The following is a 25,172-nucleotide window of genomic DNA, read 5'->3' on the forward strand; positions in this document are numbered from 1 at the left end:
AACTCAAATGGGGGGATTTTTCACAATATAATTCAAGCGAGGATAGCCGCCTTTGGGTTGTGATGGTAACCGCTGCCCTCATCATAACTTGACGACTGGGTCTGGGTTGTCTGCATGCTGTAGTGTTTTGTTAAGCTTATGACTATTTCTCTTCCTTATCTCCGAGCATCAGGTTCCCTCGCGCTCACGTTTCAGGGGGCAGACCTCGTGGGCGATCGCTATTGGGTCGTCGCCCCGCAAATTTGGCAAGATACTAAGCCTGAAGCGCCGCCTGCCTGCACTGAGCTCACCAATATCCTGGCCCAAAAATATGGCAAACTCTATCCGCGTCAACTCCATTTACCCCGGGTGTATGATGTGCTTTCCTTGCCAGAGGGGGATATTTTATTACTAGATAATCTGCCAATCAATGACCACGGGGAGCTACTCCCGGCCCTCGGGGCGCTGTGGGAAAAGGCTTCTCCCTTACAACAGTTGAGCTGGCTGTGGCAAATGACTGAGCTGTGGGAAGATTTGGCAGCGGTGGCCCTGGGGACGAGCCTTTTACCATTGGAGAATATCCGGGTAGATGGTTGGCGAATCCGGCTCATGGAACTTGTGGAAGATCCTGCAGATAAGCCTGCGACTTTGGCAGCGGTGGTAACCCAGTGGCGATCGCTTTTACCCCAGAGCCATCCCAGTATCCAGGAGCCTTTAGGGGCTATTTTTGAAGATCTTGGGCAGCCCGATGGAGACCGGGAAACGATTTTAGGGCGCCTTAATGAGCTACTTTTGGCGCAGTCGAGCCAACATCAACTCCAAATGGCGATCGCCTCTGCCACAGACCGGGGAAAAAATCCTCCCCTCAATCAGGATTCCCACTACCCAACAACCCAAGATCTTGCGGCGCCACCCAGTGCTCTGCTCGATTTGAGCGATCATTTACTCATTGTCTGTGATGGGGTTGAAGGCCATGCCCAGGGGGAAGTGGCGAGTCAATTGGCGGTTCAATCGCTGAAATTACAACTGACAGGGTTTTTCCAAGGAATATTTGATGCAGATACGATCCTTGAGCCAGCAGTGATTGCGCAGCAGTTAGCCGCCTATATCCGCATCACTAACAACATGATCGCCGATCGTAATGATCGCGAAGGACGCACCGGGGGCGATCGCCTCGCCACAACCCTCACTTTGGCTCTGCAACTTCCCCAAAGGCTCAGTCAGGGAGAAAGGCAAGACCGCCATAGCCATGAACTTTATATTGCCCAGGTGGGGGATAGTCGCGCCTATTGGCTAACTCAAAGTCAATGTATCTGTTTAACGGTGGATGATGATGTGGTGGCCCGGGAAGTCCAGGCTGGCCGCGCGGTATATCGCCAAGCCCGCCTACGCCCAGACCACATGGCCCTCACCGAAGCTCTGGGAACAAAGACAGGCGATCGCCTCCACCCGGTCATTCGTCGTTTTGTCTTCGCCGAAGATGGGGTTCTGGTGGTTTGCTCTGATGGTCTCAGTGACCAGCGTTTTTTAGAGCGTCACTGGCAAACCTTTGCGCCGGTGATTATCCAGGGTCACTTGCCCCCTGGCACCATGCTCCAGACTTTGATGAACCAGGCGATCGCCCAGCAGCAAGATGACAATATTACGGCAGTGGTTGCCTTTTATCGCTTTACGATGGATGCCCTAGATGAGGTCCCAGAAATAGCAGATCTCCCTGCCCTCAGTGAGTTCGCCCCGGAGTTATTGCCCCCTGATTTTGCGCCAGAAGAGCCAGAAACAAATCCAGACATAGATCCAGTGGATCAAGAAGTAGAGCTCAGCCCAACATCTAGTGAAAAGCAAAACGGCCCCTCCCAACTCACCTTGGTTATTGGGGGTTTGGTGATCGCGCTCGTCTTCTTCGTTTTAGTGGCCCTTGGCTTGAGCTGGCTGTTAAATCGCGAGACCCCGCCGCCAGAAACAACCCCGGGACAACCTACAAGCTCAACGTAGTGCGCAGAAAATCAGCAATTTGTTTGGCACTTTGGGGGATCCCCAAGGTCGCGGCATTGGCGGCGATCGCCTCCCGTTTTGCTGGATGGCGCAGCAGGTCTAAAACCATCTCTGACAGTCGTTCTGGTGTTAGGTCTTTTTGGGGGGCTAAGAGCCCTGCCTGGTGTTTGACAAAAACCTGGGCATTGATCGTTTGGTGATCTTCCGCTGCGTAGGGGTAGGGAATCAAAATAGCAGCGGTTTTTGTAATCGTTAATTCTGTTAAGGCACTGGCACCGGAGCGACTAACGACCACACTTGCCCGCTGGAGTAGGGCCGCAATTTTGTCGGTAAAGGGCAAAGGGAAGTAATGGGGATCTTGGAACTGCGCTACATCAGGGTCATTTTTCCCCGTGATATGCACAATGACCGCCCCTGCCGCAATCCAATCAACGGCACATTGGCGCACCAACTGATTGATGCCTACGGCCCCCTGGGAGCCCCCCATCACCAAAATTAAAGGGCGATCGCCAGGTAAATTTAGGTCAAGGGCTTGGGGGGTCAGAAATTCTGGTCGGACAGGGGTCCCGAGGTGAAGGGTTCTAGCTTTGGGGAGGTACTGGGCCGATTCTTGGAAGCCAATCACCACCGCCGTTGCGTATTTCCCCAGAAAACGGGTTACTTTACCGGGGAGGACGTTGGACTCGTGAAGAATGACCGGAATCCGGCGCCAACGGGCCGCCAGGATTGCTGGTGCCGCAATGTAGCCCCCAGTGGTAAAAACAAGATCAATGCGGCGATCGCCCAAAATTTTGTGGGTCTGGAACACGGAGGCTAGCAGTTGCAGGCCATTTTTTAGTTTTTGTAAAGGTTTACCTTGGAGCCCCTTCGCCGTCACTGTATGGCGATGATATTCCCCTGGGACAAGATCAGTTTCGAGGCGATCGGGGGTTCCCAGCCACTCGATGTCACAGTCAGTTAATTGTTTAGCCACCGCCAGGGCCGGAAAGAGATGCCCTCCAGTGCCACTGGCGGCCATGAGAATTCGGGTTACTGCCTTTGCCACAATTTCAGTTGTTTTTCGTCTCAGGTTCTAGAATAGATTACATGGTCTGCTTAACGGAAGGAAACGGGGCCGATTCTGCCGATTCTTAAGGAGTAAAGAGAATTTATGGGTTATGGGCACTTTTTAAAACGGTTTTTTAGTTTGGCGATCGCCACAGGAATGTTCACCCTCGGTTATGGTCTACGCACCGAAGCCCGTCCGCCAACAACAGCTCCGGCAGATCTGACGACTCTCCTGGCCGAGATTGACCAGGCGGCCAACGGCCAGCAACTCGATCAGCTCATGACCTTCTACAGTGAAAACTTTAGCCATAGTGATGGTTTGGCGAAGGGCGAATTTCAGACCCTGGTGACACAGCTTTGGGAAGATTATCCACGGCTCACCTACAACACAAGACTCCTCAGTTGGGATCAAACGGACGATCGCCTCACCGCTGAAACTGAAACCCAAATCCAAGGGGTCAAGCGCGAAGCAGGTCGCTGGATCGATTACAACAGCACCATCCGTGCCCAACAAACCTTCCAAGGGGGCCAAATGATCAGCCAAGAGATCCTCTCAGAAGCTTCAACCCTGACCAGTGGTGATAATCCCCCAGTTGTGCAGGTCGTGATCCCAGAAACCGTGGCCCCAGAAGCAGACTTTGGCTTCGATGTGATTGTTCAAGATCCTCTAGGCGATGAAATTTTACTTGGTGGTGCCCTTGAAGAAACGATTACTGGCACAACCTACAGCGATCCGGGCGCCTTTGAATTAGATCTTCTCCCTGCTGGGGGAATCTTTAAACGGGTGGTCGCCCCCGCAGACCCTGGTGATATGTGGTACTCCGCCATTGTTGTGCGCAGTGATGGCATGGTCTTGACGACTAACCGGGTCAAGGTTCAGGGCAACTAATTTGAGCCAGCTATGATTATTTGCCTCGCTGCAATCTCCCTTATTGGGAGATTTTTTACTTTTAGGGCTTATGGAGGTCTTCGGCCAGTTATTCACAACCCATGGCAAATGATCTGTCATCGGTGTTTTTGTTGTCTAGGGGGTAAAGGGGCCACATCGCGGTCTGGTTCGGATGGGGGGGCGTCGTCGGGATGACTTTGCTTCATGAAGTAATAGCCCACTGTCAGGGATAAAATAATGGCTGCAATGCCAAATAAACTCAAACTATCGGTGGTTTTGATATCCAGAATAATTACCTTGCGGGCGATCGCAATAATCGCCACCGAGAGTACCACTTCAAAATGGGGGCGCCCCTTGGTGAGGTAGGTATTAATAATGCTTTCTAGTAGCTCGATGCCGATGATGATCAGCATAAAGAGGCTAAAGATTTCTAGCAGCTGTTCTCCCTCGATAAGTAATCGTGGTGGTGCCAAAATACTTTGAAAAAGCACCCAACCGAAGTCCAGGGTTGCCAACCCAATGGCGATCGCCATCATCGTCAGGAGCACCTGAATCATCAACCTTTCGTAGCGCTTAAATAGATTGTGCATGGGTTCCCTGGGGCCGGAATGATTGGGCGGTCTGTTCCCCAGCAAACATTCTAGTACGAGGGGTTAATGGGAAAAATAGGCGAGGGTAACGCCAGCTCCGCCTTCCTTCTGATCAGCAAGGGTGAATTTTTGGATTTGGGGATGGTATTTCAGAAATTCATGGACTCCTTCCCGAAGCTTTCCGGTCCCTTTGCCATGGATAATCCAAAGCACATGGGCGCCGGCGGCGGTGGCTGTGGCGATCGCCTGTTCGAGTTGACTTTCGGCCTGGTGAATCCGTTGACCCCGAATATCAACGGTATTGTTGGCGGTGCGCACAGTAACTGTTTCTGGGGTTTTTGCTGGGGGTGGCGCTTGTTTTTTAGGTACTTTGGCCTTGGGTTCTACTTCTACTTTTTGCCCCTGGAGCGATTCGATTTCCGTCCAGTCCAAGGACATTTTCATAATGCCAAAGCGGGCGACGAGGGTTTTGCTGTCTGCATCGAGTTCGATCACTTCGGCAGTTTGTCCCAGGCGCGAGATGCGAATTTTTTCCCCTAATTGTGGTTGGTAGCCTGGTTTTTTTGGGGTGGTTTTGGCGAGTTTGGTTTCGGCAATATCCCCCAGGGCTTGGGTGGCGGCTTGGGCTTTTTGAGCGGTGGGCTTGCCTTTTTGGAGGGTGCGGATCACCTGGGCGATTTCAGATTTTGCCTCGGCGATCGCCGCCTGCACCTGTTGATCCTGGGCGAGTTTCAATTCTGCTTCCCGGCGTTGGAGATCGGCGGCTTTCGCAGAAACTTCTGTGTAAAAACGTTCGGTCTGCTTGAGGAGGGCTTCTGCTTCCTTGGCTTTTTGCTCTTGGTCTCGCCGTTGGGCTTCTAGGGCGGCAATTACATCGTTGACATTGGTATTTGCATTCCCCAGCAGATTTTGGGCACTCTCGACAATTGCAGGATCTAGCCCCAACCGTTGGGCGATCGCCAGGGCATTAGAGCGGCCCGGAATACCCCAGAGGAGCTTATAGGTGGGCCGCAGGGAATATTCATCAAATTCGACGGAGGCATTTTCAAAGCGCTCATCCTCATATTTGAGGGCTTTGAGTTCCCCATAGTGGGTGGTGGCGATCGTCAGCTGGGTATGATCGGCGAGGTATTTCAACAGGGCGATCGCCAGGGCACTGCCTTCGGTAGGGTCGGTACCGGCCCCCACTTCATCGAGGAGAACGAGATTGGTTTGATCTTCTGGTTGCAAAGCCTCGATAATGCGTCCAACCCGGCGAATATGTCCAGAAAAAGTCGATAAACTTTGCTGCAGAGATTGTTCGTCACCGATATCGGCTAAAACTTGGTCAAACCAGGGGATTTCTACCGGGGCGATCGCCGGAATAAATAGGCCCACTTTTGCCATCAAAGCGGCCATGCCGAGGGTTTTGAGGGTGACAGTTTTTCCCCCTGTATTCGGCCCGGTGATCGCCACCACCCGGATATCAGGACGAATTTGTACATTGATCGGCACCACCTCTAAGCTTTCTTCTTGTTTTTCCTGCCAAATCAGCAGGGGATGGCGCAAGTTACGCAGAATGGTTGGTTGCTCGGGGCTGACAAACTTTGGGGGATGGCCGTTAAGCCAGACACCATAGCGCATCCGGGCCAAGGCTAGGTCAAGGGTGGTGGCGATCGCCAAAAGTTTTTCTAAATCTTCCCCCACAGCCGCCACTTTCTCTGTTAACTGGCGCAGGACAATTTCAACCTCTCGTCCTTCCTGTTTGAGCGCTTGACGGAGGCGATTACCTACTTCGACGATCGCCTTGGGTTCAATGTAGAGGGTCGAGCCAGTACTAGAGATATCGTGAACAACGCCAGGAATTTGTTCCTTTTGGCCCGCTTTAACGGGCAAAACAAAGCGATCGCCCCGTTGGGTAATCACTGCCTCCTGGATCGAACTGCTGTGGCGCTGCATAATCCGCTGGAGGGTTTGATAGATTTGCTCCCTGGCCCCTTTGATCTTGACGCGAATCCCTTCCAGTTTCGGACTGGCCCGGTCAGTCACATCACCCCGATCATCGATGCAGTGGTGGATTTCTTGCTCCAGTTCTGGGTAGGTGCGCAGCTGTTCCACCAGATGAGTCAATTGGGGTAGATCTAATTCTGTATTTTCCACCAGGCGACGCAGGCGTCTTACCCCGGCCAGAGTGGTTGCAATAAGCAATAAATCTTTCCCCGCGATCAGCCCACCCACCGCTGCTCGTTCTAAAGATTCGCTAATATCGCCAATGCCCTCAAAGGAAACCCCATTGTCCACCGCCCCATCCAAGGCTTGCATCTCCACCGTTTGGGCCAAAAGCACTTCACTTTCTGCTTGGCTCTGGGGAAATACAAGTTGCTGGGCGGCGATCGCCCCTAATTTTGTGGCAGCAAAGGTCGATAGATGCTGACAAAGGCGCGACCATTCGAGGAGCTTGAGGGTTTCGGCTTGGATCTGGGTCAAGGGCAATTCGTGGGAAATACTGCGAGAGTTACATTTTGACATTCCCTTTACACAAATTAAAGATCAATCCTCCGATGCATCAGGATTGGCAGGCTCGATGGCGGGTGGTGCTGGCGGTGCGGGCGGATTAGCAGGGGAAGCTGGGGGAGGGCTAAAAGCCGCACAAAAAGCAGGCTCATAGCGATAATTAACGCTGACTCGATAGTTAATGTTGTTCCCATCGAAGCGGGCGTTACGGATATCCTGGGCCGCTTGGCCGTCGAGGACATTACTGCCAGAACTCTGGGCTAAATTCACCTGGGAGGGAGCACCGTTACTGTTCACTACAACGGTGTAGGTGGCGGTGCCACTGGCTTGACTACTACAGGCATTCCGGGGATAGTTCCCCGATAAGGTGCGGCTTACCGTTGCACTATTGCGCGCCATCTGGGGTGGGGTCGGAGCCGTGTCACTGTCTCCACGGAGTTCTTGGGAGCGGAGTAACTCGGCATCAAAACGCACGTCATTGCCATTTTCTGGGGCATTATTACGGGGGCGGGTGGCGATCGCCGCTTCTGCTTCTAGCTGTCGTTGCCGTTGGATCAAGTCAGCGTTATTTGACCGGGGCGTAATGGTTAACTGCTGCTGACTACCATTGCTTTCTGTCGAAGCTGGTGGTGCACCATTTACCTCGCCTGGAATCGAGAGGCTGGGCAAAGACTCACTGGGACGCACCGCTTCTAAAGGGGGGGGCGGCGGTAAAAAGCTCATATTCCGGGGGGGCGGTGGGGGCGTAAACCCGGAATAGCTGCTGGCAATGGGGGGAGGACTAATCGGCACAAAAGAAAAATTACTTTGGCCGAAATTAGGACTCATGGGGGTGGGCAGCAGACTGAGGCTATTGGGGTCAGGGGCGATCGCCTGGCCATTGAGAGCCGACATATTCAAATCAAACCCCGGATTTGTCTCAAAAATTGACAAATCCAGAGGGGGAGCCATGGTCGGTAGGCGATTTTGTACCTCCGGGGAAAGTTCCATCACAGGGACAACCGCTTGGACCTCGGTGCTTTCTTCGGTGGGGTCAGAGGTAGCCCAAAAGGGAATCGTCAGGGCCGCTAATCCATGCAAGGCGATCGACCCCAACACCGCGATTCCCTGGGGACGACGTCCATAGTTGCCCAATTTCTGAAATGTCTGGAGAAACTGCTCTGTGGGATTGTAGAGGCTTTTGTCTAGCATGGATCTGGGGTTAACCTAGAAAAAAGGCTAAATATTAAAAAACATTGCTGTTCGATTCTAGCGGATCCCCCCATAAAATTTGGGTCGGGATGCGTCCGCTAGAATGCCCTTAACGACCTTTTCCCTGGTAGAAAGTTTCATGGCAAATCGTTTGGCCCAAACCAAAAGTCTCTATCTCCGTAAGCATGCAGAGAACCCGATCAATTGGTGGTATTGGTGTGATGAGGCCCTAGCCCAGGCCAAAGCTGAAAATAAGCCGATTTTTTTGTCCATTGGTTATTCCTCTTGTCACTGGTGCACGGTGATGGAAGGGGAAGCTTTTTCGAATCCGGAAATTGCTGCCTATCTCAATCAATATTTTTTACCGATTAAAGTAGACCGGGAAGAAAGACCAGACATTGACAGTATCTATATGCAGGCTTTGCAGTTGATGACTGGCCAGGGAGGATGGCCGCTGAATATTTTCCTGACGCCGGATGATTTACAGCCTTTCTATGGGGGCACTTATTTTCCGCTGCAACCCCGGTATAATCGTCCGGGTTTTCTTGATGTGCTAACGTCAATTCGGCGCTTTTTTGATGAGGAACCAGAGAAACTTCAGGAGATCAAATCAGAAATTTTTACGGTACTCAGTCGTTCTGCTCAGTTGCCTCCAGGAGCAGTGACACTCGATGGCGGTCTACTACAACAAGGGTTGGAGCGTTGTACAGCGGTGGTGGCACGGCAGGATGCTGGCCCTAGTTTTCCGATGATTCCCTACGGGGCGATCGCCTTACAGGGTAGTCGCCTCACTGCCCAAGATAAGCACCATGGTTTAGACGTAAGCACCAAGCGGGGCCTAGATTTAGCCCTGGGGGGCATCTATGACCATGTAGGCGGTGGCTTCCATCGCTACACCGTTGATCCCCATTGGACAGTGCCCCACTTTGAAAAAATGCTCTATGACAATGGGCAAATCACAGAATTTCTCGCCAACCTCTGGGCCCAGGGGGTCACAGAACCCGCTTTCAAGACAGCTTTAGAAGGAACTGTAGCTTGGTTAGCCAGGGAAATGACAGCTCCCGCAGGCTATTTTTACGCCGCCCAGGATGCAGACAGCTTTTTAGAGTTGACCCATCCAGAGCCGGAAGAGGGGGCTTTTTATGTTTGGGACTATGATGAGTTGCAAGCCCAGCTGACCGCCGATCAATTCACAGAGCTCAGTGAGACTTTTTTTATTGCCCCAGACGGCAATTTTGAAGGAAAGATTGTTCTAAAACGCCGACATTCCGAAGAACTCTCAGAAAATATCCGAGCCATTCTCGATCGCCTATTTTTAGCACGCTATGGCAGTCCCAGAGATCAACTGACAAATTTTCCCCCGGCCCAGAACAACCAAGAGGTCAAGTCGGTTCCCTGGCCGGGACGTATTCCTGCGGTGACCGATACAAAAATGATCGTTGCTTGGAACAGTCTGATGATTTCAGGTCTGGCGCGAATCTATGGGGTGCTGAAGATGGAAAAAGCCTGGGATTTGGCGGTTAATGGCGCTAATTTCATCTTAGAAAATCAATGGCAAAATAACCAACTCTATCGACTTAACTTCGGTGATGCTCCAGATGGTGCAGCCCAGGCGGAAGATTATGCTTTTTTGATTAAAGCACTCCTAGATCTGCAAACGAATCGCTCCTCAGAAATGATTTGGGTAGAAAAGGCGATCGCCCTCCAGACAGCCTTTGATGAAAACTTTTGGGCAACGGAGACGAAAGGCTATTTCAATAATCCCCATAGCCCAGAATTACTCATCCAAGAGCGGAGCTACCAAGACAACGCTACCCCTGCCGCCAATGGGGCCGCTGCCTGTAATTTAATGCGTCTTTTTTTGCTGACTGAAAATACAATTTACTTAGAAAAAGCAACGCAAATCCTAAAGGCCTTTGGTGCGATTTTGGAGACCTCTCCCCAACAAGTGCCGACCCTGGTATCCGCCCTCGATTGGTATCTCCATGGCACCGTGGTAAAAGCTCCCCATGAAAGACTCTTACCCCTGACCCAAATGTCGTTAAATACAGTTGTCCTGAAACCCACATTGGCATTACCAGCCGGGAGTATTGCCCTAGTTTGTCAAGGATTGAATTGTCTAGAACCCTGCCAAACTGAAGCTCAATTAATGACTCAAATACAGACGAGTCTCAATCGATTGTAAGCATCATGTAAATTCCCTGAGTCATTTTAAACAATCTCCCATTTCGGATTCTGCTATGCACGACCCCCATCATCATTTGCCCCAAGATAATCGCCAGGAAGTGCGGCGTGTACTGTGGTTGACTCTCTGGCTAAATCTGCTGGTGATGGGCCTCAAGGCGACCATTGGTTTTTTGACGGGTTCCCTAAGTCTCCAAGCCGATGCGCTCCATAGCTTCACGGACAGTGCGAATAATATTCTGGGGCTGTTTGCCAATCGATTTTCTTCGCCTACCCCAGACCGAGATCATCCCTACGGCCACCAGAAGTTTGAGGCGATCGGCGCCTTGGGGATTGGGATGTTCCTGGGGATTGCTTGTTTTGAGATTCTTAAAGGGGCGATCGCCAAATTGATCGAAGGCCAAGGGGAGATCACCATTGGCTTAGGGGAATTAAGTTGGCTTGTAGTTGTGCTGGGGATCAATATTTTCGTCACCTTCTATGAGCGTAACGTTGGTCAGCGGGTGGGGAGCGCGATTCTCCTGGCCGATGCGAAACACACCATGAGTGACGTATGGGTAACGATTTTGGTGCTATTTGGGCTTTTGGGTATCTGGCAAGCAAGGGTCTGGGATATCCCGCAGCTCCAATGGCTCGATGTGTTTTTGGCGTTTCCAGTGGCGGCCTTGGTTTTTCGGAGTGCGTGGGAAGTTTTGACTGATAATTTGCCCTGGCTGGTAGATGAGATGGCGATCGCCCCCGAAGCGATCCATAAACAGGTAATGACCGTGCCTGGTGTCTTAAATTGCCATGACATCGCCTCCCGGGGGCTGTTGGGGAGACAAGTTTTTATTGAAATGCACCTCGTGGCGATCGCCGAAGATGTGGCCACCGCCCATGCCATCAGCGAACAAGTAGAAAAGCATCTCGAAGCTGTTTTTGCCCCGGCTCGGGTGACTGTCCATATCGAACCCAAAGCTTACGAATCAGCCCACATTGGCTTTGATGGCACCTCATCATCCCACCCATAAAAAAACCCCAAGGCGATCGGGGGTTGCAGAAAAAATAAATTGCTTTTGCGTTATGGTCTTTGCCAACGAATGTGAAGCAGAAAGCTATTGGGGTCGATTCTCCATGAGATCGGCAAGACGTTCCAGGGCAGCCGTGAGTTTTTCTTGGGCAACAACTGCGGCATCTGGCTCAGGGGCAGGTGTGTCTAATTCTTCCATGGCTTTCGCTCGGCTCAGCCGACGTTGTACTTTTTCGAGGGCGCGAATTAAGAGAAAAATAGCAAAGGCAATCACCAAAAAATTGATGACAGCTGCTAGGAAGACGCCATATTTAATCCCATTGAAGGAGAGCTCACTCAAAGCATCTAAGTTTGCTGCATTAAGGGCTGGTTGCAACAGCACAGGAGTAATGATATCTGCTACCAAAGAATTAATGATTTGGCCAAAGGCACCACCAATAATGACGGCCACCGCCAAATCAATCACATTCCCCCTCATGATAAAGGCTTGGAAGTCACTCCAAAAGCTACTTTTTTTAGCCATGTATTAAATACCTCAATCCTATTTTAAAAAACCGTAAAGTCGCAGAATATTCAAAAATATTCATTGCTTCTCTAGGATAAATAATAGCCCGAATTGAATCAAGCTCTCAAATCAAACCTTACAGCATTTTTGTGATGGTCGAGGTACAATGTCGTGTGTGTGAGTAAATCAGATTAAACAAGAACAACCATTGCCTAAAGCCTACTCCATAGACCTCAGACAGAAAATTGTTGATGCCTATGACCGGGGGGATATCTCCCAACGTGGTCTCGCCAAGCAGTTCGGTGTCGCTACTAGTTTTGTCCAAAAACTCCTCAAACAACGACGTGATACTGGGTCTATCCGTCCACAATTTCGTCGGGGGCAGATTCCCCCTAAACTCAATGAAGAACACCGAAAGGTTCTGGCCGCTTTGGTGAAAGCCAACAATGATGCGACTCTGGCCCAACTATGTGCACAACTAGAAGCCGAGATTGGCATCCGGGTAAGCATCACCACCATGCATAAGACATTGAAGCAGATGAATTTTAGCCTTAAAAAAAACCTTTTATCCTGACGTCAAGGCGACAGACAGAGTGCAACAGGCCAGAGTCGAGTTTTGGGAGAAAGTAAGGCAGATTTTGGCCCAAGACCTGATATTCATCGATGAATCAGGCATTAATCTCGCAATGAGAACAACAAGAGCAAGGGCAGAGAAGGGGAAGCGGGCCTACAGTAGTAAGCCAAGCAAAAAAGGAAAAAATGTCTCACTGGTAGGAGCATTGGGCTTGCAGGGGATAATCGCCCACAGCAGCTTAATCGGAGCGACAGATAGGGTAACTTTTGAGGCGTTCATTTACCAGAAATTGGTGCCGCAGTTATGGGCAGGGGCCTGTGTGATGATGGATAACTGTTCGATTCATCTGGGAGAGATGGTGAGAGAGTCCATTGAGGCAGTGGGAGCAAAACTTATCTACTTACCGCCCTACTCACCAGATTTTTCTCCCATTGAGAACTGTTGGTCAAAGGTCAAAAACATCATGAAGCGCAGAACAGTGGGCAGCTATGAGGAGCTATCAGAGGCGATTGATGAAGGATTTGCAAGGGTGACACCTGAAGATATCAGAGGGTGGTTCACCCATTGCTGTTACTGTACCTCAGAAGAATAGAAAACGCTGTAAAAGAAAATTAAGTGAGCTTTATGTTTTTTTGGCCAAAGAAACTATCATGATTTACCGGTGGCTGATAAATTTCAACATATAAACTGAACAGAGTAATCATTTTTTATAGCTATTGATTGTTTGACGACTAAAGGGTCGGATTTTATCGATGTATCTTTTGTGACTAAAAAGCCAATCTTCTTGTTTCTTTGGGCAATGTATCAAAAGTAGCCATTGACATTGCCGTTAATTTTTTATTGCGACTATACTTAAACAATTCTTCCCCGTAGCCAACGCCGACAATTTTAATGAACAAATATACTATGTCTTTGGCTTTAGGTCTTGCCGTAGTGGTCTCTGGCAGCGGGGCGATCGCCCAAAATCAACCCGCCCAGACCGTCACAGTGGGCGTCTATCAGAATGATCCGAAGGTTTTTCTGGATGCAGGCGATCGCCCCCGGGGTTTTTGGGTTGATATTACCAATGAGATTGGTCGGGCAGAGAACTGGGGGATCACCTATGTGCCCTGTGAATGGGAGCAGTGCCTTCAGCAGGTAGAGCAGGGAGAGCTAGATCTGATGGTGGATGTGGCCTATTCAGATAACCGTAACGAGCAGTTTGATTTTAATACGGTCATTGTTTTAGCCAGTTGGTCTCAGGTCTATAGCCGTCGTGGTGTCCGATTAGAAAATATTTTAGACTTAGATCAAAAAAAGGTCGGCTTACTTGCCGCCGGCATTCAACAGGAAGTGCTGCAAGAAAGAATTAAATCCTATGGTATTCAACCGGAGTTGGTGGGGATTAATAGCTATCCCGAAATGTTTGGGCAACTAGAAGCAGGTGCAGTGGATGCGGTGGTCGTCAATAATTTTTTTGGGAATAAATTTAGCCCCGATTATCAAGTCATTAAAACAGATATTCTTTTTAATCCAGCTCGATTACACTTCGTTGTCCCTAAGGGAGACCCCAAACAGCTTATTCCGGCCATAGACCAACAGATGAGTCGCCTTCTCCAGGAGCCTGACTCTGTCTACTATCAGGCGATCACCCAGTGGCTCGAGCCCCCTGCAAAATTTAACTGGATCACTTTTCAAAACCTATTATTTAGTCTTTTGATTTATTTGCCTTTTGTGGTTTTGGGTTGGCTTATTCTGCGCAATTATAGCTTAAGAAAAGAAATTATCCGCCGCAATCAGATCGAAGCAAAGTTAGTAGATAGCCAGCATCGATATGCCAGTTTAGCGAATACAGCACCGGTGGGAATTTTGCGTACAAACCTCAACCATGAGTGTGTTTATGTTAATGATTACTATTGCAAATTACTGGGAGTGGAAACAGAACAAGTCCTCAATAAAGGATGGCTACAACAGGTTCACCCAGACGATATTTATCAAGTGCGCCAACAATGGCTGAAATGCATTGAACACAAAGAATTATTCGCCTTGGAATACCGATTTCAGCGCCTAGATGGGTCAATTCTTTGGGTCTATGGTCAGGGGATGGCCGAGCTGGATAGTAAAGGTGAAGTACAGGGTCATGTGGCAACAATTACCGATATTTCAGCGCGGATCAAAATGGAACAACAACTCAAGCATGATTCGCTCCATGACCGCCTGACAAGTCTCGCTAACCGTAATTTGCTGACAGAACGGCTGAGTTTAGCGCTCAAACGCCACAAGCGCTATGACGCCCATCAGTTTGCAGTCCTCTTTTTTGACCTGGATAATTTCAAGGTGGTCAACGATAGCCTCGGGCACTTGGTCGGTGATGAACTATTGATGGCGATCGCCCATTTACTCAAAGATTTTATTCGAGAAACCGATCTAGCAGCGCGCCTCGGAGGAGACGAATTTGTGATTCTCCTAGAGGAAATCAGTGGTGTAGAAGACGCTGTGCATATTGCCAATCGAATCCTCGCCGCCCTTAAAGCGCCCCTCGAAATTGCCAACTATGAAGTATTTATGAGTACAAGTATTGGCATTATCCTTGGGGATTCTCGCCATGATTCGGCCCAGGATCTCCTACGGGATGCCGACATTGCCATGTACCGTGCTAAGCAAAATGGTAAAGGGCAATATGCCATTTTTGATCCTCAGATGCATCTCCAGGCCATGAAACGCCTGCAATTAGAACGAGAAATCAGAGTGGCGATTGAGCAAAAACAATTTGTCTTGTTTTATCAGCCGATTATTAACCTCCACCAACAAACCATTGCTGGCTTTGAAGCCTTGATTCGGTGGCAGCATCCCCAGCGAGGCTTACTCTCTCCCTACGAATTTATTGAAATTGCCGAAGAAACCGGTCTCATTGTTCCTTTAGGAGAATGGATTTTAGATACTGCCTGTCAACAGTTATCAGCTTGGCAAGCAAAGTTTAATTGCCCCGTTAAGGTGCATGTTAATTTATCTGTCAAACAGCTCCAAGAATCTTTATTGTTGACGCTTGATGAATTATTAGAGCGTTATCCTCTCCGGGGGAATACCTTGGGCTTAGAAATTACAGAAAGTATGCTAATTCGCAATGTGGACATGACCTGTCATCTTTTAAGTCAAGTGCGAACGAAGGGCGTATTTATCAGTGTTGATGATTTTGGGACGGGGTATTCTTGTTTGAGCTATCTGCACCAACTCCCCATTGATTCTCTAAAAATCGACCGTAGTTTTGTCAATATTTCAGAATTGAGCGATCGCAACAAAGCCATTGCCGAATCGATTTTAGCGCTCTCGCGTTCCATTGGCATTCAAACAGTGGCTGAAGGCATCGAAACGGAACAGCAATACCATTGGCTCAAGAATCAAGATTGTCAATTTGGGCAGGGGTATCTATTTTCTCGGCCCGTTTCTTTAGAACAGGCCACTTCACTTTTACAAGAAAGCTTTATTAAGCTATCAAAAATATAGCGCTATCTTAATATTTGAAATATTGATAGCACCGGTGATTTTAGGGACGCACCTTTTGGACAGGGTCTGCCGAAAGTGGCACACTAAAGGACAGTCTCTAATCAAAAGGTTTTGTGTATGGAAATTCGTGGTAGTGCTCAAGCGGCGGCAGCCTGGTCTGGTGAGGCGATCGCCCTCGGTTTTTTTGAGCAAGAAGCGGTAATCACAGTGCCAGAATCCCTAGCAGCACTAGATGAGCGGCTTTCTGGGGTGATTACTGAGGTGATCACAGAGACAGACTTCAAAGGAAAATCTGGGGAACTGTCGGTAACCCGTGTTGGTTCTGGCGCGCCGATCAAAAAAGTGATTTTGGTGGGTCTCGGTAACGGTGAAAAGTGGAACAGTGCAACCCTACGCAGTACAGCCGCAGCGATCGCCAGGGCAGTCAAAGGGGATAAAACCATTGTGAATTTGGCGCTCCAATTGCCCATTGCCGAAAGCGAAGCAACCACAGCCCAGATGGTCACAGAAGGGATGTATTTGGCGTTCCATGAGGATAACCGCTTTAAATCGGAACAGAAAGATCCTCCCACTTTAGAAGCCATTGAAATCCTTGGGATCGGTGAACAACCAGAGGCGATCGCCTTGGGGACAAGCCTCTGTGAAGGGGTGATTTATGCCCGGGAGTTGGTAAATGCACCAGCCAACATTATCAATCCTGTAACCCTCGCCGCCTCCGTCGAAAATCTCTCCAGCACCTACGGTCTCGAATTAAATATCCTCGGAGAAGCTGAATGTGAAGCCGCTGGGATGGGTTCCTTCCTTGGGGTTGCGGCCGCTTCAGATCTGCCACCAAAATTTATCCACTTGGTTTACAAACCCCCAGGCACACCCCGCAAAAAAGTGGCGATCGTTGGTAAGGGTTTAACCTTTGACTCCGGCGGTTATAACATCAAGCCCTCTGGCCCTAGTATCGCGATGATGAAAATGGACATGGGGGGGGCCGCAGCAACCTTTGGGGCAGCAAAGGCGATCGCCGAACTTAAGCCCGATGTGGAAGTGCATTTTATTAGTGCCGTCACCGAAAATATGATCAGTGGCCGGGGGATGCGCCCTGGGGACATTCTCACCGCCTCCAACGGTAAAACCATTGAAGTGAACAATACCGATGCCGAAGGCCGTCTCACCCTCGCCGATGCTCTTGTTTATGCCGAAAAATTAGATGTTGAGGCAATCGTCGATATTGCCACCCTGACCGGCGCTTGTGTCATTGCCCTTGGGGATGATATCTGCGGCCTCTGGAGCGACGATGAGGATCTTGCCCAGGCGATCACAGCCGCTTCCGAAAAAGCTGGGGAAAAATTCTGGCGGATGCCCCTCGAAGAAAAATACTTTGAAGGCTTAAAATCCCCCATTGCTGATATGAAAAATACAGGCCCCCGGGAAGGGGGTTCGATCACAGCGGCCCTGTTCCTAAAACAATTTATCGAAAAAACCCCTTGGGCACACCTCGACATCGCTGGCCCCGCCTGGTCAGAAAAAGAAGCCGATATCTATGGTAAAGGCGGCACAGGCTTCCCGGTCAGAACCCTTGTTCACTGGGTTCTCAGCTAAGAAAAAAAAATCCCCCTAGTCAAATCCCTAGGGGGTTTCTTCTTTAGAGCTTGGGAATTTACTTCAGAAGCCTCAGATTAAAGGGATAGCGATACATTTGCCCTTCCTGTACTTTGGTTGCGGCGAGGATAACCACAGCAATCTGGAAAATGGCGATCGCCACAATCAACGCAATAAAAGCAAAAAAACCAATACCAGTCAAAATAGCAATCAGGGCCGCAAATGGATTATTGCCGCCACCAATGCCCAACAAAACCATTAAAACAACCCCGACGATCATCAAAATACCGAGAACAATCCCCGCCACCAGGCCATAGATCGTCATCGAAATCTGAAAGTTAAGGGATTCCTTCCCATGGGCGTCGATTAGCTCTGATTCCTCTTTCTTGAGATACCAGATGATCCCTGGTGCAATGACATTCACAAACGGAATGGCACCAATCCCAACGAAGGCCAAGAGAATCCAGGCCAAGCTCGACAGATGGCAGGCGATCGCCCAATTTTTTTCCTGTTCTGCGTCCATAACTGAAATTTCGATAGGGTTCACCCCAACTATATAGCAGCCTTGGGAAGACCGGAAAAAACCCGACATTATTATTAGAGAAAGGAAAAATTGTCCCAAATTTCCATGAGCAGGCCAAACACCCTAGGCAGATGTGAATTTTGGGGAGTAAACCCCATAAGCTATACTTAAAAACTGTGCCAAACGCCATTCCCTAACCATCCCTATCTCCCATGACTGTTAACACTGAAGAACGGGCTAAACTCGATCATGAATTATCCAGTCGCTTCATCGAACTAGATCCCAAGGGTTATTTCATTATCTATCTTGACCGAGACCAGGGTTTGATTTGCGCGAAGCATTACACCAATACAATTAACGATCAAGGACTCGCCACAGACCCAGAAACTGGTGAAGTTTTAGCCTGTAAAGGCAGCCTAGAACGTACCCATACCACACTTTACACCGGTCAAACTGCCAAAGAATTAGGCATTAAAATTACCGAAGAAGCCAATCCCTGTCCTCTAAGTAAATTTGACCACGCTTTATATTTAGGTCGTGAATTTATGAAAGCAGAAATAGCCCTTTTGTCTGGAGAAGAATATATTCAAGACTAACTAAAAATCATGGCTAAATTTCTAACGACCTCTGGAACATCTCACCACATTGAACAAATCATTATTGGCGCAAAAAAGACAGTTGTCTTTCTTACTCCCTATTTATTCCTTTCCAGAACGCTACTAGAAAGACTCCAGGACGCAGATCGTCAAGGAATAAAAATCATTATTGTTTATCGCCAAAACAAACTACGGCCGGTGGAAGTTGAAGTTTTAAATAATTTCAAAAGCCTTGACATTTTCTATTCTCCCAATCTCCATGCCAAGTGCTATTTCAATGCAAAAGAGATGATTATTACATCAATGAATATGTATGAATTTTCAGAGAAAAATAATCGGGAGATGGGCATACTAATCAACAGACAAGAGGATAAAGAACTATATATTAATGCCTATCAAGAAGCCAAGTCGATTATTGCAGCATCACAACGCTGTGACTCAACGGGTCAGCCTCTAGCAACGACAATCCCCCCTAGAGAAGTCGAAGTAAAGCCAGATTTTAATAGCGGTAGTATTTTAGAAGCAAAAGCTTTTTGCATCCGTTGTCATGGTGATATTTCCTTGAACGTACATCGCCCTTTATGCTCTAAATGTTATGTCGAATGGGCGAAATTCAAAAATCGAAAACATCCAGAAAAATATTGCCACCAGTGTGGCTTAGAAAAACAAACATCTCTCGCCAAGCCCATTTGCAAGAAGTGTTTTATTGAAAACAAAAAATAAGACTTTGTAAGCTACTTATTCATCCATTTAGAATTTATTTTTTATTCCCTATGAAGCCTATTCTTTTTCAATTACGGTCTGCTGTTTCCCAAGCGCTGGTAAAAGCTTTCGGAGAAACTTTAAAAGAAACAGATCCCCTGGTTGTTCTCGCGAGCAACCCAAAATTTGGTGATTACCAGTCTAATGTGGCTTTATCTCTCACAAAAATTCTGCAAAAAAATCCCCGGGAGATTGCCCAAAATATTATCGATGTCCTTGAAATTTCTGACCTGTGCGAAACACCTTCTACTGCGGGGCCAGGGTTTATTAATTTCACCCTCAAACCTAGTTATCTGGCCGGACTTCTTAAGGAAGTACAAACAAGCGATCGCCTCGGTATCGATCCTGTTGTGAATCCCCAAAAAGTCATTGTTGACTTTTCTAGTCCGAACATTGCGAAAGAAATGCACGTAGGTCACCTGCGCTCAACTATTATTGGCGATTCTATTGCTCGCATTTTAGAATTTTGTGGCCAGGACGTTTTGCGTCTCAACCATGTGGGTGATTGGGGGACACAATTTGGGATGTTAATTACCTATTTAAAAGAAGTCTATCCCGATGCGTTGACGAAAGCAGATGCCCTCGATATTGGTGATTTGGTTGCTTTCTACAAAAAAGCAAAAATACGTTTTGATGAAGATGAAACCTTTAAAGAAGCATCCCGGCAACAGGTCGTCAAATTGCAATCGGGAGATGCAGAAAGTCATCAGGCCTGGCAATTACTCTGTGAACAGTCCCGCCGAGAATTTCAGAAAATTTATGACACATTAAACATTCGACTCACAGAACGGGGCGAATCTTTTTACAATCCCTACCTGGGGGATGTTATCACTGCCCTAGATGAAGTCGGTTTATTAGAAAAAGACGCTGGGGCTCAATGTGTTTTCCTCGAAGGCTTTAAAAATAAAGATGGCGATCGCCTCCCCCTAATTGTCCAAAAATCTGATGGCGGGTTTAACTATGCCACAACTGATTTAGCCGCCATTCGCTACCGAATTAAGGAAGATCGCGCCCAACGGCTCATCTATGTGACCGATTCCGGCCAGGCAGGACATTTTGCCCAGGTATTCCAGGTAGCAGAGCGGGCTGGCTTTATCCCCGATGATGTGGAAGTCATCCATGTGCCCTTCGGTTTGGTGCAGGGCGAAGATGGCAAAAAGCTTAAAACCCGTGCGGGCGATACGATTAAACTCAAAGATCTCCTCGATGAAGCAGTCAGTCGCTCCCGTGCCGACTTAGAAAAACGTCTCGCTGAAGATGAACGCCAAGAATCCCCGGAGTTCATCGAAAAAGTCTCCCAAGTGGTAGGCATCGGTGCCGTGAAATATGCCGACCTCAGCCAAAATCGCACGAGCAATTACATTTTTAGCTTTGATAAAATGCTCGCCCTCCAGGGGAACACGGCGCCTTACATGCTCTACGCCTATGTCAGGGTCCAGGGGGTTAGTCGTCAGGGGGGTATTGATTTGAGTCGTCTGCCGACCGACACCAGCATTATTCTTGAAGACGCCCCAGAACTGACCCTCGTGAAGCATCTCCTGCAACTGAGTGAAGTGTTAATCAGTGTGGAACAGGATTTGATGCCGAACCGCCTCTGTGAATATCTCTATGATCTCAGCCGAAAATTCAACCAGTTTTATGAAGCTTGCCCCATCCTCAAGGCCGAGGGCGATCGCCGTATTTCTCGCCTAATCCTGGCCGACACTACAGCCCGGACCCTCAAGCTTGGCCTCTCCCTCTTGGGCATCGAAGTCCTTGATCGGATGTAATGCCTAGGCAATTAGTTAGGGGAATAAGTAAACATTAAGAGATATAAAGGACTGATTATCTCAACCTATATCTCTGATAACTTATAGGCAGGGTACAAAATAAAAGTTCTAAGAAAGCTTTTATTCGGACGGAGAGATTGAGCCCCTGTACCTATCTCAGTTCAGTCTCACCCAAAAGTCCTTCTCGACTTTTCAAGTTGACGATAGACTCGATTATTCCCCCTAACGGCATCGGGTAATTGGGCTATAATCACCGCCTGTTAGGTACTGTTTGTGAGAAGCGCTTGTTGGGCTCGTTGTTAACCTTATTTTGTCGTTTGGTAACTTTTTATTGTTAATTAAATCTGAATTGTCGGCCTACTCACCTGAGTAGGCTTTCGCATTTTAAGGACTAAACAAACTTGCTTTTTAATCCCATTAAGGGAGAGTCAAAGTCTCAGACAAGGGCGTATATTCTCCAACTTCGTATCCCTTTTCTTGAATTAAGACTTTAAGGTGTTCTACCCGTTTGGCGGGGGCAGGGTGACTGGTGAGAAAGTCCCAATTTGCCCCAAGATTCTGACTCATCCTGGCAAAAAAATCGGTGGCCCCTGCCGCTTGGCCATAGGTTTTATACAGTAAATTTAGACCATATTCATCGGCTTGTTTTTCTTGGGATTGAGAAAAACGTGCGGCACTGGCGATTTGAGCGAGGTCGCCTAACCAACTGGCGTCACCAAAAATTGTCGAAATAACGGTGCGAATTACCAGGGTACGACCAATATTGCGGAGATGATCGCGGTTTGCGAAATGGCCAATTTCGTGGCTGAGCACCATCATCAATTCATTTTCTGATTCCATTTGCTCCAGAAGGCCCTGATAGACAATCACGGTATCACCAGGCAGTGCAGCGGCGTTGACGGTTGCTTCTGGGATATAGAGGAGCCGATAATCGCGTTTTTCCTTAGTGCCTGCGGTGATGTTTGCTTCTAGGCGATCAAGGAGGGCATTTAATTCGTCCTGCTGGGGTGACGGGGGAGCTTGGGGTTCGTAGATTTTGACGAGGGCTTGCCCCAGCTGTTGTTCCCAGCGAACGGGCATCTGCACAATTAGCCAGGTCACACTGAAGTTGAGCAGCCAAAGAAGTAAGGCGATCGCACAAAAAAACATCCCGGTAAGGGTGAGGAGCTCCCAAGGGGAAGCTTCGGCATTGCGATCGCCTGTGGCGTTGGGATCAACCATGGCTAATTAAAAAGGGCATTGAGGTAGGGTTGCAATTGGGCAAAGGCGCGCCCGCGGTGACTGGCGATATGTTTAACAGCCGCCGACATTTCGGCGAAGGTCTGTTGATATTCTGGCACATAGAAAATGGGGTCATAACCGAAACCGCCACTGCCCTGCAGTGTGGTGATGATTTCTCCGGGGCATTCTCCTTGGACTTGGGCAGCAATACTGCCATCGGGTTTGGCGATCGTCACGGCGCAGATAAATGTCGCCTGGCGATTGGGGTTGTCACCGAGTTCAGTCAACAGTCGTTCAATGCGCTCTTGGTCTGTAGTACCATAGCGGGCAGAATAAAGCCCCGGCGCCCCATGCAGCGCGTCCACCGCCAGACCAGAATCATCGGCGATCGCCCATTCATTCAGTGCCTTGGCCACCTGGGATGCTTTGAGAGCGGCATTTTCCAAAAAAGTTGTCCCCGTTTCTTCGATATCTAATTCCGGGGGCTTGAGCCGCAACTCCCAGGGCAGATCCTGGAGATAGCTTTGCATTTCTTGGAGTTTCCCAGGGTTCCCAGTGGCGACAACAAGCACAGACATAATAGAAAAATTTTTGAAAAGGATGAATTGCTGCAACGGTGCAACGGCTTCTATTTTATGAAAATTTCCACAAAAAAAGACGACCCTTGGTCGCCTTCATCAAACTTATGCTGTTGAGGTGTTGTTTGCAAAAATTGGAAAAATTTGGATTCTATTGGAAGATCCCAACGACACCATGGCCGGTGAAGAGTTCGAGGAGGAGGAGAGAAGCAAAGCCGATCATTGCAGCACGGCCGTTGAACTTCTCTGCATATTCGGTGAAGCCGACTCGGGGATTTTCTTGGATATAGACGGTGGGCTCAACGGCGAAGGTGTTGAGTTTCCCTTGGTCGTCAACGATGTTGCCTTGGTATTTCTTAGCCATAGTTCTTGTGTCGGAGGGGAATGAGATGTTGCTTTTCGTCATGAATGTATATTAACAACTTTTGTAACAATTTGCAACAATTTATTTTTCGAGGTTGACAAAAAATACGGGGATAGTTTGTTTTGCCTTTGTGATTATCATGATTGATTTTTTGGCGCGATCGCCGCAGATGGTGTGGTGGGCTACAGATTTTTGCCCCATATCTTTTTAGGTTGGATCTTGGTTTTCTTGCACCTCAGGGGCTGCGGTCTATGGTCTGCTCAAATTTCCCTGTCATCTATTCCACCCTGTCAGCCTTTGCCCTTGCCAAGCAGGTACTTCCGAAATACGGCCTGCGGGGCAATGTCGAGTGTGAACTCTGGAATCGCGGTCTCAGTGACATCTACCTTGTCCAAGCGGGCCAAGACTCGTTTGTATTGCGGGTATCCCACCACCACTGGCGATCAGCAACGGATATTTTCTTTGAGCTGGAATTTCTGAGTTTCCTCAAGGCGAAGGGTCTACCAGTCGCCGCCCCTCTGAGTACGGAGGCGGGAAAGTTAGCTGTTAAAATCAATGCCCCTGAAGGCGATCGCTATGCGGCCCTCTTTCCCTTTGCGCCAGGAGAAATCGCCCTGGGGGGTTGGAATGAAACCCAAAGCCGCCGCTTGGGGGAAGTGGTGGCCCAGATTCACCAGGTTGGCCAAGAATTTGCCTGCGATCATCCCCGCAAACCCCTCGATTTGAATTATCTTCTTGACGAATCCTTAGCCGTGATTTTTCCGTTTTTTGGCGATCGCCCCCATGACTGGGGATTTATGAAAGACACTGCCCAAAAAATTCGCGAAACCTTAGCACAGTTGCCCAGGGAAAAACCCCTCTGGTCAGTCTGTTGGGGAGATGCCCACTGCGGCAATGTCCACTTTACCGAAGATTATGAACTGACTTTATTTGACTTCGATCAATGCGGCTATGGCTGGCGTGCCTTTGAAATTGGGAAATTTTTCCAAGGCGCCCTCACCACGGGTATGCGGCGAAAAGTCCGGGAAGCATTTGTCGCGGGTTATGAGTCCCAAACCGCCTTTCTGCCCCAAGAGCAAACTGCCCTCCAAGCCCTCACCCAACTGGCTTATATCTGGTCATGGCGCATTAGTCTGACGAGCATCCAAATTTTTAGCAACAGCCAACTCGATCGCCACTACCTCACCAAACGCATTGAACGGCTCAAGGCGCTATCTTCCCGAGATTGGCAGTTGTTTTAGGCGTTACTTGCCCCATTTGTTTGTTGCAAAAATAAAAGGCGATCGCCCCCATCAAATACCTTTAGTAATCGCTATCCGCAACGCAAATCCCTTTGCACTTAATGCCGTTTGTTGCGGTTCGTTTGCAATGGGGACAGAGGATTTTTTCTGGCGAGGTTGTTGAATCCTGGGATGATACGACTTGGTTTTTTTTTATCTCAGTCATAGATAGTTAGAAAACGGTCACAGAGGAGTCACAAAATGGCGATCTGAGCTGAACTAAGGCTAACTTTGACAGTTGCACTGGTTACTTCAGACATGGATTAGACTATTAGATTAGAGGAACAAATGTATATACTGTAAACTAACTGCCCTGCTTCTGCTTTTGTGGCAGGCAATTAAATCAGTTTGCTTTAATTCTTTTCTAGAAGCCCATAACGAGATTTGAACTCGTGACCTCTCCCTTACCAAGGGAGTGCTCTACCCCTGAGCCATATGGGCAGTGAGTGGTGGGCCGAGCTGGATTCGAACCAGCGTAGACGTAGTCAGCGGATTTACAGTCCGCCCCCATTAACCACTCGGGCATCGACCCACGTTTTTCTTTTCACAG

20 protein-coding genes and 2 tRNA genes are annotated in these 25,172 nt (G+C 48.7%); 11 read left to right on the forward strand and 11 right to left on the reverse strand.

Features of this window, described 5'->3' with window-relative positions; all coding sequences use genetic code 11:
* The first annotated feature begins 138 nt into the window (after window positions 1-138).
* Window positions 139-1,971, forward strand: a complete 1,833-nt coding sequence (locus tag ACZ45B_RS00275; RefSeq protein WP_024546886.1) for a protein phosphatase 2C domain-containing protein — start codon at window positions 139-141, stop codon at window positions 1,969-1,971.
* Here ACZ45B_RS00275 and murG read toward each other — a convergent pair.
* The gene (gene murG / locus ACZ45B_RS00280; RefSeq protein WP_024546885.1) at window positions 1,955-3,016 is read right to left on the reverse strand and encodes an undecaprenyldiphospho-muramoylpentapeptide beta-N-acetylglucosaminyltransferase; all 1,062 of its coding nucleotides are present in this window, start codon (window positions 3,014-3,016) and stop codon (window positions 1,955-1,957) included. The two genes, ACZ45B_RS00275 and murG, sit on opposite strands and share 17 nt — an antisense overlap.
* Before the next feature lie 105 nt (window positions 3,017-3,121).
* Between murG and ACZ45B_RS00285 the strand changes: the two genes are divergently transcribed.
* Window positions 3,122-3,907, forward strand: coding sequence for a hypothetical protein (locus tag ACZ45B_RS00285; protein WP_096415692.1), 786 nt, complete (start codon window positions 3,122-3,124; stop codon window positions 3,905-3,907).
* 116 nt (window positions 3,908-4,023) lie between these two features.
* Here the strand turns inward: ACZ45B_RS00285 and ACZ45B_RS00290 are convergent, their stop codons facing one another.
* The 3 genes from ACZ45B_RS00290 to ACZ45B_RS00300 form a co-directional block, all read right to left on the reverse strand.
* On the reverse strand, window positions 4,024-4,497 hold the full coding sequence (locus tag ACZ45B_RS00290) for a phosphate-starvation-inducible PsiE family protein (RefSeq protein ID WP_024546883.1): 474 nt from the start codon (window positions 4,495-4,497) through the stop codon (window positions 4,024-4,026).
* 63 nt (window positions 4,498-4,560) lie between these two features.
* On the reverse strand, window positions 4,561-7,005 hold the full coding sequence (locus ACZ45B_RS00295) for an endonuclease MutS2 (RefSeq protein ID WP_051352970.1): 2,445 nt from the start codon (window positions 7,003-7,005) through the stop codon (window positions 4,561-4,563).
* Window positions 7,006-7,026: 21 nt separating this feature from the next.
* Window positions 7,027-8,181, reverse strand: coding sequence for a TonB family protein (locus ACZ45B_RS00300; protein ID WP_024546881.1), 1,155 nt, complete (start codon window positions 8,179-8,181; stop codon window positions 7,027-7,029).
* A gap of 139 nt (window positions 8,182-8,320) precedes the next feature.
* On the opposite strand from ACZ45B_RS00300, the gene ACZ45B_RS00305 reads away from it, so the two are divergent.
* Together ACZ45B_RS00305 and cdf31 are read left to right on the forward strand one after the other, a co-directional pair.
* The gene (locus ACZ45B_RS00305) at window positions 8,321-10,366 is read left to right on the forward strand and encodes a thioredoxin domain-containing protein (RefSeq protein ID WP_024546880.1); all 2,046 of its coding nucleotides are present in this window, start codon (window positions 8,321-8,323) and stop codon (window positions 10,364-10,366) included.
* 55 nt (window positions 10,367-10,421) lie between these two features.
* Entirely contained in the window at window positions 10,422-11,375 is a 954-nt protein-coding gene (gene cdf31 / locus ACZ45B_RS00310; protein ID WP_029681987.1) for a CDF family zinc efflux transporter Cdf31, read from the forward strand.
* 84 nt (window positions 11,376-11,459) lie between these two features.
* On the opposite strand, the gene mscL is transcribed toward cdf31, so the two are convergent.
* On the reverse strand, window positions 11,460-11,897 hold the full coding sequence (mscL, locus tag ACZ45B_RS00315) for a large conductance mechanosensitive channel protein MscL (RefSeq protein WP_024546878.1): 438 nt from the start codon (window positions 11,895-11,897) through the stop codon (window positions 11,460-11,462).
* 190 nt (window positions 11,898-12,087) lie between these two features.
* Between mscL and ACZ45B_RS00320 the strand changes: the two genes are divergently transcribed.
* The 3 genes from ACZ45B_RS00320 to ACZ45B_RS00330 all read left to right on the forward strand — a co-directional run bounded on the left by ACZ45B_RS00320 (window position 12,088) and on the right by ACZ45B_RS00330 (window position 17,529).
* A protein-coding gene (locus ACZ45B_RS00320; protein ID WP_236612557.1) for an IS630 family transposase occupies window positions 12,088-13,045 on the forward strand; the annotation gives its coding sequence in 2 pieces (ribosomal slippage) (window positions 12,088-12,434 and window positions 12,433-13,045; 960 coding nt in all).
* A 299-nt stretch (window positions 13,046-13,344) separates the two neighbouring features.
* Complete coding sequence (locus tag ACZ45B_RS00325) at window positions 13,345-15,936, forward strand: EAL domain-containing protein (RefSeq protein WP_029681745.1); 2,592 nt, start codon at window positions 13,345-13,347, stop codon at window positions 15,934-15,936.
* A gap of 117 nt (window positions 15,937-16,053) precedes the next feature.
* Window positions 16,054-17,529, forward strand: a complete 1,476-nt coding sequence (locus tag ACZ45B_RS00330; protein WP_024545494.1) for a leucyl aminopeptidase — start codon at window positions 16,054-16,056, stop codon at window positions 17,527-17,529.
* A 58-nt stretch (window positions 17,530-17,587) separates the two neighbouring features.
* Here ACZ45B_RS00330 and ACZ45B_RS00335 read toward each other — a convergent pair whose 3' ends face one another.
* Entirely contained in the window at window positions 17,588-18,052 is a 465-nt protein-coding gene (locus ACZ45B_RS00335; RefSeq protein WP_029681744.1) for a DUF4870 domain-containing protein, read from the reverse strand.
* A 212-nt stretch (window positions 18,053-18,264) separates the two neighbouring features.
* Here ACZ45B_RS00335 and ACZ45B_RS00340 point away from each other — a divergent pair, with 212 nt between their 5' ends.
* From ACZ45B_RS00340 to argS, 3 genes are read left to right on the forward strand one after another with little or no spacing between them, the layout of a single operon-like run.
* Entirely contained in the window at window positions 18,265-18,648 is a 384-nt protein-coding gene (locus ACZ45B_RS00340) for a DUF4346 domain-containing protein (RefSeq protein WP_024545492.1), read from the forward strand.
* 9 nt (window positions 18,649-18,657) lie between these two features.
* Entirely contained in the window at window positions 18,658-19,371 is a 714-nt protein-coding gene (locus ACZ45B_RS00345) for a phospholipase D family protein (protein ID WP_024545491.1), read from the forward strand.
* A 50-nt stretch (window positions 19,372-19,421) separates the two neighbouring features.
* Window positions 19,422-21,179, forward strand: a complete 1,758-nt coding sequence (gene argS, locus ACZ45B_RS00350) for an arginine--tRNA ligase (RefSeq protein ID WP_024545490.1) — start codon at window positions 19,422-19,424, stop codon at window positions 21,177-21,179.
* A gap of 417 nt (window positions 21,180-21,596) precedes the next feature.
* Here the strand turns inward: argS and ACZ45B_RS00355 are convergent, their stop codons facing one another.
* The 3 genes from ACZ45B_RS00355 to ACZ45B_RS00365 form a co-directional block, all read right to left on the reverse strand.
* Complete coding sequence (locus ACZ45B_RS00355) at window positions 21,597-22,400, reverse strand: M48 family metallopeptidase (protein WP_024545489.1); 804 nt, start codon at window positions 22,398-22,400, stop codon at window positions 21,597-21,599.
* A gap of 2 nt (window positions 22,401-22,402) precedes the next feature.
* Window positions 22,403-22,978, reverse strand: a complete 576-nt coding sequence (rdgB, locus tag ACZ45B_RS00360) for an RdgB/HAM1 family non-canonical purine NTP pyrophosphatase (protein ID WP_024545488.1) — start codon at window positions 22,976-22,978, stop codon at window positions 22,403-22,405.
* Window positions 22,979-23,129: 151 nt separating this feature from the next.
* Window positions 23,130-23,342 carry a high light inducible protein gene (locus ACZ45B_RS00365; RefSeq protein WP_024545487.1) on the reverse strand — a complete coding sequence of 71 codons (213 nt, stop codon included), beginning with the start codon at window positions 23,340-23,342 and terminating at the stop codon, window positions 23,130-23,132.
* A 251-nt stretch (window positions 23,343-23,593) separates the two neighbouring features.
* On the opposite strand from ACZ45B_RS00365, the gene ACZ45B_RS00370 reads away from it, so the two are divergent.
* On the forward strand, window positions 23,594-24,583 hold the full coding sequence (locus ACZ45B_RS00370; protein WP_024545486.1) for a phosphotransferase: 990 nt from the start codon (window positions 23,594-23,596) through the stop codon (window positions 24,581-24,583).
* Window positions 24,584-24,991: 408 nt separating this feature from the next.
* Here ACZ45B_RS00370 and ACZ45B_RS00375 read toward each other — a convergent pair.
* A tRNA-Thr gene (locus ACZ45B_RS00375) sits at window positions 24,992-25,063 on the reverse strand.
* Between the two features lie 6 nt (window positions 25,064-25,069).
* Window positions 25,070-25,154, reverse strand: a tRNA-Tyr gene (locus ACZ45B_RS00380).
* Between the last annotated feature and the right edge of the window lie 18 nt (window positions 25,155-25,172).

It is taken from the genome of Picosynechococcus sp. NKBG15041c (assembly GCF_055380235.1).